This window comes from Flavobacterium sp. DG2-3 (genome assembly GCF_030730925.1).
Lineage (GTDB): Bacteria > Bacteroidota > Bacteroidia > Flavobacteriales > Flavobacteriaceae > Flavobacterium.
Genome location: NZ_JAVAMB010000001.1, coordinates 374,383 through 393,189, shown reverse-complemented (window position 1 = coordinate 393,189; position 18,807 = coordinate 374,383). Strand labels below are relative to the sequence as shown.

General features: G+C 33.7%; 17 protein-coding genes. 1 reads left to right on the top strand and 16 read right to left on the bottom strand.

Going from position 1 to position 18,807, the window contains the following annotated elements:
- Positions 1 to 9: 9 nt before the first annotated feature.
- Together Q9Q97_RS01665 and Q9Q97_RS01660 are read right to left on the bottom strand one after the other, a co-directional pair.
- Positions 10 to 357 (bottom strand): hypothetical protein, encoded by a 348-nt coding sequence (locus tag Q9Q97_RS01665; RefSeq protein WP_306153792.1) that lies wholly within the window; start codon positions 355 to 357, stop codon positions 10 to 12.
- Positions 354 to 1,883: a bifunctional GNAT family N-acetyltransferase/carbon-nitrogen hydrolase family protein gene (locus tag Q9Q97_RS01660; RefSeq protein ID WP_306153790.1), complete on the bottom strand. Its 1,530-nt coding sequence runs from the start codon at positions 1,881 to 1,883 to the stop codon at positions 354 to 356. The genes Q9Q97_RS01665 and Q9Q97_RS01660 overlap by 4 nt, the downstream gene beginning before the upstream one ends.
- Positions 1,884 to 2,060: 177 nt before the next feature.
- Between Q9Q97_RS01660 and Q9Q97_RS01655 the strand changes: the two genes are divergently transcribed.
- A complete protein-coding gene (locus Q9Q97_RS01655; protein WP_306153789.1) occupies positions 2,061 to 2,384 on the top strand; it encodes a single-stranded DNA-binding protein in 324 nt (107 codons plus the stop codon).
- Positions 2,385 to 2,543: 159 nt separating this feature from the next.
- Here the strand turns inward: Q9Q97_RS01655 and Q9Q97_RS01650 are convergent, their stop codons facing one another.
- The 14 genes from Q9Q97_RS01650 to metG all read right to left on the bottom strand — a co-directional run bounded on the left by Q9Q97_RS01650 (position 2,544) and on the right by metG (position 18,719).
- Positions 2,544 to 3,236, bottom strand: coding sequence for a DUF2461 domain-containing protein (locus Q9Q97_RS01650; protein ID WP_306153788.1), 693 nt, complete (start codon positions 3,234 to 3,236; stop codon positions 2,544 to 2,546).
- Between the two features lie 84 nt (positions 3,237 to 3,320).
- Positions 3,321 to 3,506 (bottom strand): hypothetical protein, encoded by a 186-nt coding sequence (locus Q9Q97_RS01645; RefSeq protein ID WP_306153786.1) that lies wholly within the window; start codon positions 3,504 to 3,506, stop codon positions 3,321 to 3,323.
- A gap of 81 nt (positions 3,507 to 3,587) precedes the next feature.
- Positions 3,588 to 4,106: a ferritin gene (locus tag Q9Q97_RS01640; RefSeq protein WP_306153784.1), complete on the bottom strand. Its 519-nt coding sequence runs from the start codon at positions 4,104 to 4,106 to the stop codon at positions 3,588 to 3,590.
- A 91-nt stretch (positions 4,107 to 4,197) separates the two neighbouring features.
- Positions 4,198 to 5,649: a hypothetical protein gene (locus Q9Q97_RS01635; RefSeq protein ID WP_306153782.1), complete on the bottom strand. Its 1,452-nt coding sequence runs from the start codon at positions 5,647 to 5,649 to the stop codon at positions 4,198 to 4,200.
- A gap of 130 nt (positions 5,650 to 5,779) precedes the next feature.
- Positions 5,780 to 6,913 (bottom strand): OmpA family protein, encoded by a 1,134-nt coding sequence (locus Q9Q97_RS01630; RefSeq protein ID WP_306153780.1) that lies wholly within the window; start codon positions 6,911 to 6,913, stop codon positions 5,780 to 5,782.
- Between the two features lie 174 nt (positions 6,914 to 7,087).
- Positions 7,088 to 8,476, bottom strand: a complete 1,389-nt coding sequence (locus Q9Q97_RS01625) for a hypothetical protein (protein WP_306153778.1) — start codon at positions 8,474 to 8,476, stop codon at positions 7,088 to 7,090.
- Positions 8,477 to 8,508: 32 nt separating this feature from the next.
- Positions 8,509 to 9,138 (bottom strand): chloramphenicol acetyltransferase, encoded by a 630-nt coding sequence (locus Q9Q97_RS01620; protein ID WP_306153776.1) that lies wholly within the window; start codon positions 9,136 to 9,138, stop codon positions 8,509 to 8,511.
- The gene (locus Q9Q97_RS01615; protein WP_306153774.1) at positions 9,138 to 9,845 is read right to left on the bottom strand and encodes an HAD family hydrolase; all 708 of its coding nucleotides are present in this window, start codon (positions 9,843 to 9,845) and stop codon (positions 9,138 to 9,140) included. Before Q9Q97_RS01615 ends, Q9Q97_RS01620 begins: the two co-directional genes overlap by 1 nt.
- A gap of 246 nt (positions 9,846 to 10,091) precedes the next feature.
- The gene (locus Q9Q97_RS01610) at positions 10,092 to 10,979 is read right to left on the bottom strand and encodes a DMT family transporter (RefSeq protein WP_306153773.1); all 888 of its coding nucleotides are present in this window, start codon (positions 10,977 to 10,979) and stop codon (positions 10,092 to 10,094) included.
- Between the two features lie 127 nt (positions 10,980 to 11,106).
- Complete coding sequence (locus Q9Q97_RS01605) at positions 11,107 to 12,516, bottom strand: hypothetical protein (RefSeq protein WP_306153771.1); 1,410 nt, start codon at positions 12,514 to 12,516, stop codon at positions 11,107 to 11,109.
- Positions 12,517 to 12,722: 206 nt separating this feature from the next.
- Positions 12,723 to 14,174 carry a hypothetical protein gene (locus Q9Q97_RS01600; protein WP_306153769.1) on the bottom strand — a complete coding sequence of 484 codons (1,452 nt, stop codon included), beginning with the start codon at positions 14,172 to 14,174 and terminating at the stop codon, positions 12,723 to 12,725.
- A 154-nt stretch (positions 14,175 to 14,328) separates the two neighbouring features.
- Positions 14,329 to 15,840: a flotillin family protein gene (locus tag Q9Q97_RS01595; RefSeq protein WP_306153767.1), complete on the bottom strand. Its 1,512-nt coding sequence runs from the start codon at positions 15,838 to 15,840 to the stop codon at positions 14,329 to 14,331.
- A 17-nt stretch (positions 15,841 to 15,857) separates the two neighbouring features.
- Positions 15,858 to 16,421 carry an NfeD family protein gene (locus Q9Q97_RS01590; protein ID WP_306153765.1) on the bottom strand — a complete coding sequence of 188 codons (564 nt, stop codon included), beginning with the start codon at positions 16,419 to 16,421 and terminating at the stop codon, positions 15,858 to 15,860.
- A 162-nt stretch (positions 16,422 to 16,583) separates the two neighbouring features.
- A complete protein-coding gene (gene metG / locus Q9Q97_RS01585) occupies positions 16,584 to 18,719 on the bottom strand; it encodes a methionine--tRNA ligase (protein ID WP_306153763.1) in 2,136 nt (711 codons plus the stop codon).
- Positions 18,720 to 18,807: the final 88 nt, after the last annotated feature.

Genomic DNA, 18,807 nt, shown 5'->3' with positions numbered 1-18,807 from the left:
TAATACTAACTATATTTCTTTTTTAACAAGCATAAAATAATCATTGTCCAAGGAACGATAGCCCTGATCGTACAAGAAGTAATATGTATTTCCTGTCTTGGTTTGCAAAATGTTTGTAAAGAACTCAAAATCAAAGCCTTTTGTTAATAATTTATCTCGTGAAGCTTTCGATTTTCCTTCTACATTTAGCTCTGCCAAAATACGGTAATTTTTGCGTAACTTGTTGTTTATATTTCGCATGAAATTCGTACTATCTTTATTTATTTTGTTATTGTACGCATTTCGACAACTGTCGGAACAGAATTTTTTGTCTTCACGTCCGAAAATTTTAGCGGAACATTCCAGGCATGTTTTCATGAATTCAATTTTTTAATTTCATAAAGGTCAGATCTACGGTCTTTTAATGTTTTTACGCTTCCATGTTCATGAAGCTCTTTCAGTAAATTCAAATCAACATCTACAATTAGCGTCATTTCGGTGTTTGGAGTAGCTTCTGCTTTGATTCCATTACTTGGAAAAGCAAAATCTGAAGGCGTAAATACAGAAGACTGCGCATATTGAATGTCCATATTGTTCACTTTTGGAAGATTTCCGACGCAACCTGCTATGGCTACATAACATTCATTTTCGATGGCGCGTGCTTGCGAACAATGTTTCACACGTGTATATCCATTTTGAGTATCTGTTAAAAAGGGTACGAAGAGAATATTCATTCCTTCATCTGCCAAAAGTCTCGAAAGTTCTGGAAACTCCACATCATAACAGATTAAAATTCCAATTTTACCGCAATCGGTGTCAAAGGTTTTAAATTGCGATCCGCCTTTCATTCCCCAATGAATAACCTCGTTTGGCGTGATATGAATTTTGGTGTACATCTCTGAAGTTCCGTCTCTTTTGCATAAAAAACCAACATTGTAGAGATTTCCACTTTCCATGTATGGCATACTTCCGGTGATAATGTTGATATTGTATGAAATAGCAAATTCTTGAAACTTCTTTCTGATAGGATCAGAGTGACGGGCCAGTTCACGAATAGCTTCTGCTTCAGATAAATGATTATAATCGGCCATTAGCGGCGCGATAAACAATTCGGGAAAAAGTGCAAAATCAGATCCGTAACCCGAAACGGCATCAATGAAAAATTCGGCTTGTTCAAAAAGCGCTTCTACGTTATTCAGCGGACGCATTTGCCATTGAATTAATCCTAAACGAATGATATTTTTCTTCAGATTTATCAGTTTAGGACTATCATCGTAATAAATATTATTCCATTCGAGCAAAACTGCAAATTCTTTCGATTCTTCATCGCCTTCCAAATAATTTTTGATAACTCTTAAAACATGAAAATCATTGCTTAACTGGAAAGAAAGCACAGGATCGTACAATTCCTTAGTACGAACTTTTTCGATATAGGCTTTTGGAGACATCTTTTTGGCATGTTCCCTGTAATTCGGAATTCTTCCTGCAAAAACAATTGCTTTTAAATTCAGCTGTTCGCAAAGTTCTTTCCTGGCATCGTATAATCGGCGGCCTAAACGCAGACCGCGATAATTTGGATGAATAAAAACATCTATTCCGTATAAAATTTCAGCATTCGGATTATGAGTAGAGAAGGTGTAGTCACCACTAATCTGCTGGTAATTGTGTCTTTTTTCCACCAATTTTTCATCGACAATAAGCGATAATGCAGAGCCCACCACCTTTCCGTCAACTAAAATCACCAACTGTCCTTCTGGAAAAATAGAAAGTAATCTTTCTATATCATCAGATCCCCAATATGAATCGGCCATTTCTGGATACGATTCAATCATTGATTTTTTTAATTGTTTATAGTCCTCAATTTCAAGATTTCTTAACTCTACTTTTTTAATTTTTGTCTGCATATCGTAAGATTTATCTCAAATATACAAAAAACAATTTCCATTTACAAACGCTTACAAATAGTTACAGTCGATAGTAAACAGTTAACAACCGACTGCCGATGCTGAGGTTTCTCATCTTTGCACTGTTGAATTTGAAGAACAATTCAATTTATTAATAACACTAAAATATTATACGCCATGAAAAACAGAGTACAGCTAATTGGGAATGTAGGAAACGATCCAGAAGTTAAAACATTAGAAAACGGAAGAAAACTAGCGCACATTACAATTGCAACAAAAGATTATTACAAAAATGATAAAGGTGAACGTGTAGAACAAACCGAATGGCATCGCATTACTGCTTGGGGAAAGACAGCAGAAATTATTGAAAAGTTTGTGGTAAAAGGAAAAGAAATTGGGATTGAAGGAAAACTAACGAATCGAAGCTACGATGATAAGAACGGTGAAAAACGCTATATCACCGAAGTAGTGGCAAATGAAGTTTTGCTACTAGGGAAATAATGTTTTTACGATAATGAGATAATTTGCTAAACCCGACAGGTATTTGAAACCTGTTGGGTTTAGTTATTGATATTTTTTGTCAGGCTGAGCGGAGTCGAAGCCCACGTGTCAATTGGAATAAAGAACGAATTCATTCAGTAGGAATGTCTGTTCGTTATATCATAGAACCGAAACCCCATTAGCATCTGTTGTGAGCACTTCGCTCATATAGTCAAAAAATGGACGCATGTTTTTGAAAGCGTCCAAAGCGAGTTCTAAAAATTGCGGACTCAAAACTTCTTTGTCTGTAAAACGTTTTATAACCAAAAATTGTTTGAAACGAAGCAAATCAATAGCAGGATGATCGATATCAAAACCTTTTGGTTTAGTTATGAGCTGTTCTCCTTGCAAAGTTCCAAAATTGGTAACGAATGATTTTGAATTTAAGATTTTCTGAAAAGTCTCTGGATCGTTGGCAAATTCGGTTCTTATTCGTTTTAAATCTGCAGCATTTGGTCCCCAGAAACCACCTGCAAAAAAAGTGTTTCCCTTTTCCAGATGAAAATAATAACCGCCACGTCGCGCGGCTGTTGCACGCGTATAGCTGCCGCCCCAAAATGTTTTGAAAGGAGTTTTATCTTTAGAAAAACGTATATCACGATAGATTCTGTAAACACTTTTTTTGCCTGAAGCATTTTCTAAAACATCGGTTTTGGAAAGCTCTTTAAGTAATGCACCAGCAAAATTTTCGATATGATTGAGTTCGATTAAATATTGTGCTTTATTGGCTTCAAACCAAGGTTTGTTGTTGTTTTCTTTTAGCTCGACCAAAAAGTCAAGACTAGATTTAGGGATTGTAAAATCGTTTTTCATAATGGAATTTAAAAATCGAAAGTGGACTGCAATTTAAAACTAAAAAACCCACCAGAGAAATCTGATGGGTCTTTCTATATGTTGTTAAGCAGTTTTTTTGAATAAATCAAACATAGGACAGCGTGAGCAGCGTTTCTTTTCACTCTTTTTATATTTCTCACAGCAAGAAGATTTACAGTTTTCAATCTTCTTAATCTTATCAAGGATAGCCGAATTTTTCTTTTTCTTTTTATCCTTTTTCTTTTCCTTGTCTTTTTCTTTCTTGCCCAATTTTCCTCTGTATTATAAAAACAGAGACAAATATAAACGAAAAAAGTTATTTTTAAATGTTCTAAATAAACTTTAACTTTTTTATTTTGGATTGATGGCGATTGAACTTGTAACTGTTAACTGCTGAATATCACGGTCGAACAAGTAAAGTCCGCCTTTATCATCACCAATCAAGTTGATTTTATCTAAAATAGATTTAGCTGTAGCTTCTTCTTCGATTTGTTCAGAAACATACCATTGTAAGAAATTGTGTGTAGCATAATCTCTGTCTTCAAAAGTAATGTGTACCAATTCGTTGATAGATTTCGAAACAAAAAGTTCATGATTATAAAGTTCCTCAAACATTTCTTTAAATGTAGTATAAGTCGTTTTTGGCGCTTTTAAATCTGTAACCTGAGCGTGACCTCCGCGTTCGTTTACATACTTAACCAATTTAAGCATGTGTGCACGCTCTTCATCTGACTGTGTGTACATAAATTGAGCAATTCCCTCTAAACCTTGTACTTCTGCCCAACAAGCCATAGAAAGATACGTTTGCGAAGATTCTGCTTCTATGCGGATTTGCTTGTTTAAAGCCGATTCAATATTTTTTGATAGCATAATAGATGTCTTTTTTGTAAAATTAAGAAAAATTATTCATTTCATTTTTCTAAACCTTGAAAACATTGGATTTGTCCAACTCTCAATAAACTTATCGAGGTGCAATTGTGCCAAAAGAAAACGGCTTTGAGAAGTTAGACTTGCTCATAATAGGATTTTCATTGTCTTCCATCATAAAACCGTCGGTAAATTTGCGTATGATAAATTGTTTGGAAGCACTATCATAATAGCTTAAAATGTAATAATCCTTTAATCTTAGCGCATCGTATAATTTGATTGTTTTATTGCTATTTAGATAATAAAATAGATTTTCAATTGCCAATGGTCTTGTCTGATAGTCTGGCGTAAAATTTAAGTTCTCATTTAACATTGCATCAAAATAAACTACTTTGCTTAATGAGTAGGAAACGCGTTCTCCAAAATCAGTATCACTATCAAAAGAAAAATAAAAATCGGAATATTCTCCAAGGCCGCTAAAGGTAATAAAGCTGTCTTTGTTGTTTTGAAAAACGGATACACCAGCCGTAAGGCCATTTATATTTTTTATAAATTTTTCAGTCGTTTTCAATTGACGCGGTTTGCGGTTGTCAATTTGCATAAGAAAGGGAGAGTTTTTAAATGGGATAGTATCATTTTTTGAAAACGAATAATTCTTAATGATTTCACCCGAATCAAAATCTTTAATTTCAAACAAAAAAGACTCTCTACTTGCTTTTATCTGGAATAGTTTATTATTGCTATAAAAAGAATTTGATGTTCTGGACGGAGTTTCATGAGCTGGGAAGTTAAATGTTTTTTCTTTTACACCGCCAGTTTTAATGTTAAGATCAAATGCTTGTGTTTTTATAAAATCAGTATCGAATGTTAGAATAATATGATCACGAACCACAAACATTTTACTTGTGCTTGAAGCCAAATCTATTGGGGCATAAATATCGGGGTCTAATTGATTTAATGGGTTTTGCTTAATAAACTTATCAAAAGAGATTTGTACATTTTTTTTATTCTTGAATGTAAAGTTGGAAAAATCAAATGTTCTAATGCTGCATTTTTCGTTTTCAAATTTGTAAAGCAGAAGGTGGTCTAGATCTTTCTCTTTAGCAAGAATATAAAAAGTATTCTGTTGCTGGAAACTGCTGATTACATATTCATGATTTTGCGGAAAATCGAAGTTTAATAATTCCGAAGTTTTGTCATCTGGATTATAGACCGTAATTAGGACGTCTCTATAATTATTTGAAGTCCAATATAGCGCTGGTTTTTTATCCTCACTGATGCTGTAGCCAATTAAATTTCGGCTTCTTTCGTGTTTCAACGAATCTGTAAATTGATTCGAAAGAAATAAAGAAGCATTGTATTTAAGAATATTTATATTTTTGTCATCCCAAGTAAAAACATAAATATCATTGGTGTTTTCATCTTTGGCATTTAAAACCTGAGTTTTTCCTAGAAAGTTTAGATCTAGTGGTAAAGAATTTAAGACTGTTTGACTGAACAAAACTGTTTTAGAAAACAAAAGAAAAAGGAGTAGTAGTTTCTTCATAAATGTGTTTCTTGAGATATCACAGATTTGTTTCAAATTTTATGCCGTCTTCTTATCATTTTAATTATAAAATAAAAAAGTCCTTAAGATAATTGTCTTAAGGACTTCGATTTACATTTAAAAAAAGGAATTATTTAACAATGAAAGTAACTCTTCTAGCTAATCTTCTAGCTTCATCAGAATCTTTTTGAATTGTTGTATCTGCACCATTTGCAATAACATTTAAACGAGAAGAAGCAATTCCAGCTTTTTCAAAAATAGTTTTAACGTTTGTTGCTCTAGCGTAAGATAGTTTATCGTTATAGTCCGCTTTTCCAACTTGATCAGCATAGCCAACAAGATCAAGTGTAGCAGAAGGATTTTTTCTTAAGTAAGTTAATACTACATCAATTGCTGCAGTAGAGTTTTCGATTGGAGTTGTTTTGTTGAAATCAAAATACACACTGTAGTATTTGTCATTGATCATTTTTCTTATCAAATCATTATCTGTCAACTGTGCATTGTTTGTTTGCTTCTCTACGACAACTTCTTTCGTTGCAGGTATTTTCTTGATTTGCGCTTCAAGGTCTGATACTTTGTTTTCTAAAGCAGAAATATCAGTATAGCCGTTGTTTTCTGTTACAACCCAGTCAGCATGTTTTGCGTTTTTACCTAAGTAAACGTTTAAACCAACTGTTCCGTTAAAAATTAATCCAGAGAAACCTCTGTTTCCAGGAACATAAGCTCCATCAAACGTATGGTCTTGTGTTGCATTTAAAATGGTAGAGAAATCACCTGTTAAAGCAATTCTGTTTGATAATCTTATCTGTCCAGTTACACCAGCAATGAAGTTTCCTATTTCATCTGTTTTCTTAATATTATCTGCTCTTAGTTGAGCATAACCAAAACCAGCATGTCCTAATAAGCCAAAAGTGTTGGTCCAAGTTTCAAAATTCATGATGCGCCCTAAGTTGGCAACAGCTTGTAAATCTACTCTGTAGTATTTTGAATCAAAGTCGATAGAGCTGCCTTTTGCAGTAAAACTGTTGTATCCAAAGTCTGCCTTCAAACCAAATTTATTGTTTAACATATAACGAACACCTAAATCTCCAGTCCAAGGACTTAAGGTGTTAGTAGCATATCCATTACTAAATGGGCGTTGAGGTTTATTAACTCCCGCGCCTAAATCGATAGACCATTTATTAAAACTGCTATTGTTTTCTGTTTGCGCATGTACTCCAGTTAACGCCAGGGCAAATGCAAGAGTCATTACAACTTTTTTCATTATTTCTTATTTTTAAATTTTTGCCCAAAACAACAAAAAAATGTAAGTAAAAACCTTCTTTAAAAGTCAAAAAAGTATTAGAATAAGGTCACTTTCAAAATTTAAAAACAGATAATGCTAAAAAGAAAAATTAAAAAATGTGCTGAATTTGTTTAAGTTGCTGATTACGAATTCTTAATCCAAGCCGTCGGTAAATTTTCGGAGAACAAATTGTCTGGCAATAATGTCGTAATAGCTTAAAATTGTGTAGTTATTTAGCTTAAGAGTATTATAGAGAACGGCTTCTTTATGTGTATCTAAAAAATAGAAGATTTTATCGCTAGCAAATGGCTCATGCGTTTCTTGCGTCAATTCCAGTTTTTTGGTCCAAATACTTTCAAAAAACACGGAATAATTGCTTTCAATATTATAATAATTGTTGGAAGGGAAATCTCCAAACGGATCATTAAAAGCGTTTATAGATATTGTTTTGAAATTACTTCCCGTTGCGCCTAAAGTAATAAAGAGATTCTTTTGGTTTTTATATGCCGAAAGTCCAGCATCAAGAGCAGATAATGCTTTTAAAAATTTAGCGGTATTCTTTAATTTTCTAGGTTCGCGATCCTCAATCTGCATTAGCAAAGGCGAATTGCTAAAACGGATGGTATCTTTTTTGGAAACCGAAAATGTTTTTATCGATTGGCCAGATTCATAGTTTTTAATATCAAACAAAAGTTCGTCTGCGTTGACATTGATTTGATATAGCTTGTTTTCGTGGTAAAAAGAGTTGGACGTTTTTGGATTTTTTTCTCCAACTGGTTTCGAAAATGTCTTTTCTTTTATTTCCAAACTTTCTAAATCAATATCAAATAATTGCGTTTTTCTAAAGCTTTGGTCTAAAGTCAGAATCAAACGGTTTGGAAGCGTATAAATTTTACTTTTGGCCGAAACTTTATACAACGGATTGTATTCTCCGGCATCCATTTTTTCAATCGGGTTTTCATTCAAAATTTGATTGAATGTTCTAGGCTGGGTTTTTCTATCTATAAATTTGAAAGAACTAAAATCTAGAAACTTTTCTTGTGCCATTCCGTTTTTAAAGATAAAAGCCGTTAGTGCTTGTTTGGTTTTTTCCTGCATCAGCAGATAGAAATTATTATCTTTTTGATAATGCGCCAAAATAGCTTTGTCTTCAAGCGGAACTTGAAATTTTAGTGCTCTAGAAGTTTTGCTTTCCAGATAATATTTAATCAGAATGATGGTTTTTTCTTCTTTCGAAAACCAGTACAAAGTAGGATTTCCGTCTTCGCTAAAACTATATCCCATCAGAGATCTGTTTTCGGTATACTGACGGTTGGTGACCAATTTATCTCTTAAAAATAAAGCGCTATTGTATTTTAATATCGAAAGACTGTCTGCGCTTGCGGCAAAAACAAACACGTCATGAGTAACGGTATTTTCGCCAGCTACAATTTCCGACTGGCCAATTTTGTTTTTTAAATCGATGGCATAAGTAGTCAGCACCGTTTGACCAAGCAAAGCGGTGGAGGAGATTAAAAACAAAAAAAGAAAAATTCGTTTCATGTGTTTTTGGGCGCAAAAATCATTCCCTTATTTTATTGATTCATAAGCTCTTGAAAAAGATCTACAAACTGACCAACATGCATTCCGTCCATTAAACCGTGATGCACATAGACTGCCATAGACATTGTTCTTTTTCCTGTTTCGGAAACTATCATTTTCCCGAATGAAATTTTCGGACAGCTGTCAGGATAGGTAAAACTGCGTGCGTGGGTTATGGAACTAAAATTCAACCACGGAATTGCCGAGAAATGAATCAGATTGTCATCATCAAAAGATCGGGTAAAAAGTCCGGTTGTGTTTTGAATGCGTTCGATTTCCGTTAAAGCAATTTTTTCGAATGTTTTAAAATCCGGATCGTATTCAATTAAAGAAAAACCAAAAGTGCCATCTTCACGCCCAATTGTGGCTGATGCGTCAATACGGTCGTTAATGTATATTTGGTCTTCTGAAATTCGGTATCTAAAATTTTCAATGGCATTTACCGCAGCCAGCGTTTTATGTAAGTAGAAAATGAAAAAAGAAGCATTTATACTTTTTGCGGTTTGATACGCTTTGGTACAATCAATTTCTACAGTAGCGCCAAAAAAGGGTTCTTCCATCTGTTTGAAATGCGCAAAATGCTCTTTTCTATTCCAATTTTCTAAGTCTAAAAGTGTTTTCATTATAATAAATTCGGAACCACTTCTGCAATAGTGCCAAAAGAACTAAAATGCTCGTGTTCTATAGTGTGATTAATTTTTTCGTGTTCCCAGGTTGTGTGAAACGGAATATGTACGGCATAACCGCCAATTCCTAAAACTGGTAGCACATCTGATTTTAATGAGTTTCCGATCATCAAGAACTCATGCGCTTGAATGTCTAAACGGCCTAAAAGTTTTTGATAATCTATTTCTTGTTTGTCTGACATTACTTCGATATGATGAAAATAATGTCCCAAGCCAGAACGGTGCAGTTTGCTGTGCTGATCTTTCAAATCGCCTTTTGTAGCAACGACCAATTTGTATTTTCCTTTTAAGGCTTGGAGCGTTTCTTCTATTCCGTCTAACAATTCGATTGGTTTTTCGAGTAATTCTTTTCCGTATTGAATGATTTTTTCAATGACTTCAATTGGAATGGTATTGTTCGAAATGTTCATAGCCGCTTCGATCATCGAAAGAATGTAGCCTTTGATTCCGTAACCGTACAAAGGTAGATTGGCAATTTCGATTTTGAATAATTCCTGTGAAATGCCTTGATGCGAAAGATAATCTTCCATCAAAGCACAGAATTTATGTTCGGTTTCCTGAAAGTAAGGTTCGTTTACAAACAAAGTGTCATCGGCATCAAAGGCGATTACTTTTAAGTTTGGGATTTTAGTTTTATGTAACATAATGTTTTGTTTCAAAGTTTTGTTAGCCACGAATTCACGAATTTTATATCAAATAATTATTTGAGATAAATAATTTCGAAAACTGTAGAAGCAATTGCACTAATTTACACTAATTTTTTTATAAAGATTGGTAAAAAATCTGTTCAATCTGCAGAATCTGCGGGAGATATTTTGCCACAGATTAAAAGATTTAAAAAAGTAAAATCTGTTTGATCTGCTTAAATCATTTGGAATGTGCGTGAAAGATTAATTCTTAGAAAAAAGCCTTTTTAGAGAAATCGTCTTATCGTAAAAAGTAATTCGAATTCCGCAAAGCAGAATGATTCCTCCGAAAATCATTTGTAAAGTTATTTTTTCTTCCAAAAACAGCCAAGCCAAAATCGATGTAATTACAGCTTGACTTAGCAAACTCAATGAAACTCTGGTTGCGCGCATGTGCTGTGTGGCATAACTGATCGAAAGCCAAGCACACAATTGGCAAATTACAGCTTGAAGCACTAGAACAAACCAGCCTGCATCTGAAAATCCTGTGAAAGGTTCGTCTAGCGAATAGCATAAAATGCCCAAATAAATGCTCGAAGCAGTTAAGCTGATAGTCATAAACGAAAGAACATCAACCTGCGAAAGCACATTTTTACTGACCAAAAGATAAATCGAATATAGTATTCCCGATAAAACTGCAAATAGAAATGCCTGATCGAAGTTTAAATCGATAAAAAACTCAAAGCCGACTAAAGTGATCATTCCGAGTAAAGCGACCAACGTACCAATCCAGAAATTTGTTGCTGGTTTTGTTTTCAAAAAGAAAAAAGAACCGACCCCGACCCAAACAGGAGATAAATTTGTCAGCAAAGAAGCCTGAGTCGCGCTTGATTCCTGAATGGCGATATTCCAAACGGCAACATCTGAAGCAAATAAAATACCGCAAAGTGCAGCTAAAAGCAGAAATTTTGGTTTCGGTAATTTGAAATTTCCTGAAATGATAACGTAGGGTAAAAGCAGGGTCACAGCAAAAAACATTCGGTAAAATGCCGAAATCAAGCCTGGAGTTAAACGTAATTTTACCAATATCGGAAAAATGGATATGCAAAGTATACCGCAGATTAAGGCTAATCTTGGTTTGGTGAGTTTCATTTAATGTATTTTGTTCTTGAATTATTTTTTCAAAGATAATCTAGAAAGGGAGTATTTTGAAAGCGAAAAACGCGAATCAATTAAAAATTTTAATCCATTCACGCTTTATAATTCTGACTTTTGAAAATTATTCGCTAAAACTAAAAAATTGATACTTTTGGTTGTCTTTATTATAATTTCCTAAATACAAAGAAGTGTTTAATTTAAAGAGAATTAAATCTTTATATAAGGTTTTATTAAAAAGAGTACGGCCATCTTTTATGTTTTCATTTTCTTCCAAAAACATTCTTATTTTTTCAAATGCAGAGATTTTGACTGGTTCTTTCAAATGATTAAAATTAGAATCAAACAAACATGTTGTGTAAACCACGTTTTTATCTTTATAGGAAATCAGGTTTTCTATAGTGTATCCATAAGACATTCCAAGTGGAGCACTTGAAAATCCGCCACTCATTCCCATTCCCATTCCCATACTTCCACTGCGCACAATATCTTGCGAACTTCCAATAACGGTATAATATAAACCATCTAATTTATAACACGATATGCCAGGAGTAGAGTTATTAATCTTGCGTATAAATTGTTTTGGTTTTTCTAATATTTTTTTATTAGAAAATGTGCCTGATTCCTGAAAAACATCCGTATTTTTAAAAGGGATTTCTTCATCTCGCAATGCTTTGTAAGTATTAATTCTCATGCCATCTAAATCGCTTATGGTTAAATATAGAACTTCAGGATTTGTTTTAATCTGAATGAGTTTGTCATCGATTAAAAAAGAATTGGATTCAAATAAAAATCCATCATATTCATGACTTATTGTGCGTTGCTGTTTAATTGCCTTTAAAGAAGCAGTAAAGTCGTTTAGATTTATTCTTAAAATATCTGTAGCATGTGGACCAGTATCTAGTGTGAAAATAATCTCGTCATTTTTATAAGTATAGATTTTATTTTTTCTAGTACTCAACGCCAGTGAAGGAGGGCTTTCGTTATTAATATTTTGAAAAAAGAAATTGGAAGATTCCCAAGTTAATACAGTATGTAAATTTACAGGATTTCCTTCTTTGTTGTTGAATTCAAACTTCGACAAATCCACCGTTTTAGTGTCTAATTCACCTGAAGGATCAAAAACATAAAATTTTAAATTTCCGATATTTTTGACAAGAGTGATTATATAAAAAACATTGTTGATAGTAAGTTCTTTAACAATCTTTTCTTTTTTCAGTTCTAAATCAAAAAATTTAATATTGATTTGCTTTGTTGCAAAATCAAAAGATTGTGCAAATATTTTTTTTCTGTCTTTTGAACCCCAGAAAATGTTATAACTTTCATCTTTCTGAGTATATCCAAGAATTTCTTCGTAAGTGCTTTCCGGCCTTACAGCAGAAATCGAATCTTTAATATTAAAAGTGGAATCAAATCTTATTGAAGAAACTTTTTCCTTATCGTTTGAAAATAACACAATTTCATTTTTGGTCTTATTTGTTACCTGATAGAAATCTCTTTTTCTTTCTAATTTGAGATCAAATTCTTTTATCATTTCCTGTGCAAAGGTGTTAATAGTCAGAAAAAGAAAGCAGGCAAGGAGTGATTTTTTTAGCATAGATTAAGTTGGCAGTTTTTGGTTGGGTGAAGATCTAATTTTTTCTGTATAAAGGTTTGAATACTTTTCTTTATTAAATTAAACAAGCGTGAAACTAAAGATTTCACGCTTGTTTAATTTATTTAAAAGCTCTTAGATTCACATTAATCTGCAAACTTTCGAATTGTATATTCTTTTGTTTTATTATCGTAGTAGCCTAGATAATATGCCGCTTCTATATTAAATAAAATTTGAGACGACACATCTTTGTAGTCATCAAAGAAAGTGCGTATTTTATCAAATGCCAAAGGCTGTAAATCGCCTTTTATATGATTGTCTTGATTATCAAAAAGACCTTCAATTTTAACTACTTTTCTATTCGCATAAGAATTAAAATTCTCCATCGTAGGGCTTAAGAATGCAACACTTACCAAAGCTCCAATTAAGCCAAATTGATTTGCAACAGTTTGTCCTGTAGATGGTCCTGTAGAAGAAATACCTCCAAAAGTAATAAGCGTATTTTGACCAATATGATAGCAAGAAAGACCAGCATTCAAATTGACAATTTTTCTTAAAAATTGAGAGCTGTTTGTTAAGGTTCTTTTTCCTCCAAAATCTCCGCCTTCAAGATAAATGTCTGAGTTTTTAAAATCAATTGGAGTTTCAGATGTGGCTGAAAATTCTTTCAACGTATTATCTTCTAAGTCTTTTACAGTAAAGAAAAATTGATCTTCAGACGATTTTAAGATGTAAAATTTATTGTCAAAATAAAATGAATTCGAAGTTATAGCGATTTTATATCCTGTAGAAGTTACATTAGAAATACCTGGAGATCGGATTATCTTTTCAGTAGCCGAAAAATTCTGTGTATCAATTATAATTGCCTGTGTGTAATCTGAATTTGTATCAATAGTTAAAACAAGCGTTTTGCCATCAAAATAACATTTTCTTTTTCTAGCAGCGTCTGTTAATGAAGTCGGATTTTCAACATTGATGTTTTTTAATGAAAATGGAGCTTCAAACGGAAGCAGATTTTCTCCTAAAATTCCATAGATATCTGATTTTGTATAATTAGATTTGAAGAAATGGAATCCGTCCAAATTGATAATTTTTGCTGAATAAACACCATTTTTGTCGAAAACATGTAATTTTAAAGAATTGCCTTTTTTAGGAACAGTTAAAATGTAAAATTTCTCGCTTTCGCTGAATTTCTGAAGCACTTTTTCTTCTTTAAGATCAAGAGTATATTGCTGTGTTGCAACTTTTTTGTTCGAAACATCATACAATTGAGAAAAGATGTTTTCGTAATCGTTAGACGCCCAAAACAAACGCGGATTGTTATTATTGCTGTTATAGCCAATCATCATGTCGTATGTTTTAGTATTTGGTCTTTCGGCAGAAATACTATCTACTATTTTCATATTGCTGTCAAGATGAATCGCTTTTACTTTTATTTTATCACTAACAAATAAAGTAACATCTTTCTTCTCATTATTTACAACCTGAAATATATCACGATTCTTTTTTAATTCGATAGGCACAGAGCTTACAATTTCTTGCGAAAATGATGTCAAAGCGCTTAATATTAAGCAGAAGCCAAATATTTTTTTCTTCATACAGCTAATTTGTTTTTGGTTAGATAATTTTTGGGCTAATATCTTAATTTTTTGGATATGGAGAATTTATCAAATAATATTTTTTAAAAGCAAAAAGCATGAATCGATAAAAGTTAACCGATTCATGCTTTTTTATTTTCTAAAATGAAGATTTTTACTCTTTTGTCTCTTCTACTTGGATAATTGGAGAAACTTCTGGAGTGTCTTCACCTTTTAGGTAAGTCGGTAAATTTAATCCAGCCATATTGAATAAATCATTTAATGGCGGAACAGTTTTCATCATACCAGAAACAAAATTGGCTGTTGATCCATTTTCGCCCTGACCATTACCCGAATCCCAAACCGTAATTTTATCAATTTTGATATTCTTAACCGCTTCAACCTGAGTTTTTACCAATTCTGGAAGTTTTTCCAATAATAAAAGCTGGAATGCTTTGCTTGGATCTCCACCTGCAGCAGCTACAACATCTTTATAACCTTCAGCTTGTTTGGTTAAGATTTCGAATAAACCTTTTGCTTCTGCTTCCATTTTAGCGAAAATTGCATCAGCTTCTCCTTTTGCATTCTCTCTGATAGTTTCTGCAGCAGCTTGTGCTTCGATAATTGCTCTTTGTTTAGCAATTTCGGCAGGAACGACAATGTTGGCAATTTGTGTTGAACGCTCTCTTTCAGAACGCGCCAGCTCGGCTTTCTGTTCTGCAATATAAGATTCTTCTAATGCTTTTGCTTGTTGTACTTTTTCTGCGGCTATTGCAACACGTAATGATTCTGCTTCTTTTTCTCTACGAAGTGCTTCTGAATTGGCAATGGCAATTTTTGCTTCGTTTTCCCCTTGAATAGCAATGGCATTGGCTTCAGAAGTTTTTACCCTTGTATCTCTTTCTGCTTCTGCTTTACCAATTGTTTCGTCTTTAGAAGCAGTTGCGATACTAATTTCTTTATCTTTCTGAGTAATCGCAATTTTTACGTCACGATCTCTATGTGTTTCTGCAATTTGAGTATCTTTTTCTCTATCGGCAAGGGCTTTACCAATTTCCCCGATTTTTTCTTGTTCAGCAACACTAATTTTTGCTTCGTTGATGGCTTTTGCAGCAGCTTCTTTTCCTAAAGCTTCGATATAACCCGATTCATCTCTAATATCGGTAACGTTTACGTTGATTAACTTTAAACCAATCTTTTTCAATTCGCTGTCTACGTTTTTAGAAATATTGTCTAAGAATTTATCACGATCAGAGTTAATTTCTTCAATAGTCATTGTTGCAATAACCAGACGCAACTGACCAAATAAAATGTCTTTTGCCAGTTCCTGAACTTGTTCTGATGATAAACCTAATAACCTTTCAGCAGCAGTATTCATACTGTCTGATTCTGTAGAAATTGCAATTGTAAAACGGCAAGGTACATCAACTCGAATGTTCTGACGGCTCAATGCATTAGTTAAATTGGCTTCGATAGAAAGCGGTTTTAAATCCAGAAAAGAATAATCTTGAATTACTGGCCAAATAAAAGCTCCTCCACCATGTACACAACGTGCTGAGGTACCACCAGTACGTCCGTAGATTACTAAAATTTTATCTGAAGGACATCGTTTGTACCTTGAGATTAATGCTGAAATGGTTACGAATAGAACGATTGCCGCAACTGCAATCAAAATAATTGGGTTCATTATCATTATAGTTTATGTTATAGGGTTTCTACGATGAGGAGGTTGTTTTCTATTTTAACAACTTTTACAGCTGTTCCAGAAGCAATTCTGGCATTTTCGGTCATGGCTTCCAATTCATGAAAAGCGCCGTTTACGCTAATCATAATTTTGCCTTTTCCAGTTTTGTTTTCTGGAATTGTTAAATAAACTTCTGCAGTTTTATCAAGTGTATTAGAAAGTTTAAACGAATTATCTTCGGCTAATTTTTGAACTTGTTTGATTACGAAGAAAAATAAAAGCACAAATAAAACCCCCACAACAAAAGAAAGTACAATCAAAAACCAAGTATGTTCACCAATTGTAGAGTAAAAAGAAATTCCTGTCCAGCTGAAACCTAACAGAAAATTGATCAAATTTCTTAAAGAGAATAATTGAAAATCGCCGCCATCGTGCATATCAGCATTAAAATCGGTATCGAAACCATCGGCAATATCAAGACCTGAAAAGGTAATAATAGTTTGAATAAGAAAAATTAAACTTGATGGAATAGCGATATACCAAAAAGATTTAAGCAGAGTAGGCAAGCTTTCTAATAGTTCCATAATTATAAGTTTTTTGAATAACTCTTGGCGCTAATATCTAATTTTTTTTGTAAGAAAACTAATTTGGATGAAAAATGTGTTTACAAGTATTTGTAGAATGAAAAAACGTGAACCAATTGAGGAATTCAATCGATTCACGTTTAGTATAGTAATGTGTGAGACTTAGTTCACAGTCGCTCCATTCGGCGCATCAGCATCTGGATTTACAAAAACCAGTTTTCCTTCTGCGTTTGTTGTCATCAAGATCATTCCTTGACTTTCAACACCACGTAAAGCTCTTGGAGCAAGGTTTGCCAAAACAGAAACGCGTTTCCCGATGATTTCTTCTGGAGAGAAACTTTCAGCAATTCCCGAAACAATTGTACGAACATCGATTCCTGTATCTACTTTAAGAACTAGAAGTTTGTTTGCTTTTGGCATTTTTTCAGCTTCTAAAATAGTTCCGATACGAATATCCATTTTCGCGAAATCCTCAAACTGAATTAAGTCTTTTTGCGGTTCTGCTTGTTTGCTTTCAGCCAAATTAGCTGTTTTTGTTGCTTCCAATTTATCTATTTGTTTTTGTATTTCTTCGTCTTCGATTTTAGCGAAAAGCAATTCTGCTTCTCCAATTTTATGTCCTGCAGGCAACAAATCGGAATGCTCAGAAATGTCATTCCAACCTAATACTTTATCCAAAACAACATCTGTAGCGCCAGGATGATTTTCTTTCAAAAATTTACTGAATCCTTTAAAATGCTCTTTTAGATCCTTTAGGTTTAAAATTTTTGACAATTTAGCCGCTGTAAACGGTAAAAATGGCTTAGCTAAAACACTCAACGCAGCAGCAATTTGCAACGCCACATACATTTGAGTTTTTACACGCTCTGGATTGTCTTTCATTACTTTCCAAGGCTCTTCGTCTGCCAAATATTTGTTTCCTAAACGGGCAACATTCATCAACTCGCCTAAAGCTTCACGGAATCTGTAACGCTCAACCGAACTTGAAATCACAGCTGGATACGCTTTTAATTCTGCTAAAGTCTGTTCGTCAACTTCTGTAAATTCGTTTGGCGTCGGGATAATTCCATCGTAATATTTATTGGTTAAAACCACAACACGATTAATGAAGTTTCCGAAAACGGCAACCAATTCGTTGTTATTTCTAGCTTGGAAATCTTTCCAAGTAAAGTCATTATCTTTTGTCTCAGGCGCGTTTGATGTTAAAGCATAACGTAAAACATCTTGCTTGTCTGGGAATTCTTCTAAGTATTCGTGCAACCAAACCGCCCAGTTTTTAGAAGTCGAAAGTTTATTTCCTTCTAAGTTCAAAAACTCATTTGCCGGAACGTTATCTGGTAAAATGTAGCTTCCTTCCGATTTTAACATCGCAGGGAAAATAATACAGTGGAAAACAATATTGTCTTTTCCGATAAAGTGAACCAATTTTGTTTCTTCATCTTTCCAATACGGTTCCCAATCTTTTCCTTCGCGCGCGGCCCATTCTTTTGTAGAAGAAATGTATCCAATAGGCGCATCAAACCAAACGTATAATTTTTTGCCTTCGGCACCTTCAACAGGAACGTCAATTCCCCAATCAAGGTCACGTGTTACGGCACGAGGTTCTAAACCTGCATCAATCCAAGATTTAACTTGTCCGTAAACATTCGTTTTCCAGTCGTTTTTATGTCCGACTAAAATCCATTCAGTTAAAAAATCAGTATATCGGTCTAAAGGTAAAAACCAGTGTTTTGTTTCTTTAAGAATTGGAGTTTCTCCAGTAATTGTCGATTTTGGATTGATCAAATCGGTTGCGTTCAAAGTAGATCCACAACTTTCGCACTGATCTCCGTAAGCACCGTCATTACCACATTTCGGACAAGTTCCCACAACAAAACGGTCTGCTAAAAACTGATTTGCTTTTGCGTCATACAATTGTTCAGTAACTTCTTCTATAAAATCTCCTTTATCATATAATGTTCTAAAGAATTCAGAAGCCGTTTCATGATGAATTTTTGCCGAAGTTCTCGAGTAATTGTTGAATGAAATTCCGAAATCAGCAAACGATTTACGGATGATTCCGTCATATTTATCAATAACTTCTTGCGGAGTAACACCTTCTTTTTTGGCTTTCATAGAGATTGCAACGCCGTGTTCATCGCTTCCGCAGATAAATGCTACATCTTTTCCTTGCAATCTTAAATATCTAGAATATATATCTGCAGGCACGTAAACTCCAGCCAAATGTCCAATATGAATAGGTCCATTGGTGTAAGGCAAGGCAGCTGTGATCGTATATCTTTTTGGATTCTGTGTCATTATATGAATTTTATGAGTGCAAAAATAAGCAATAGAATTGAGATTTTACAATTCCGCAGAGATTCACAAAGAAAACACAGAGAATCAC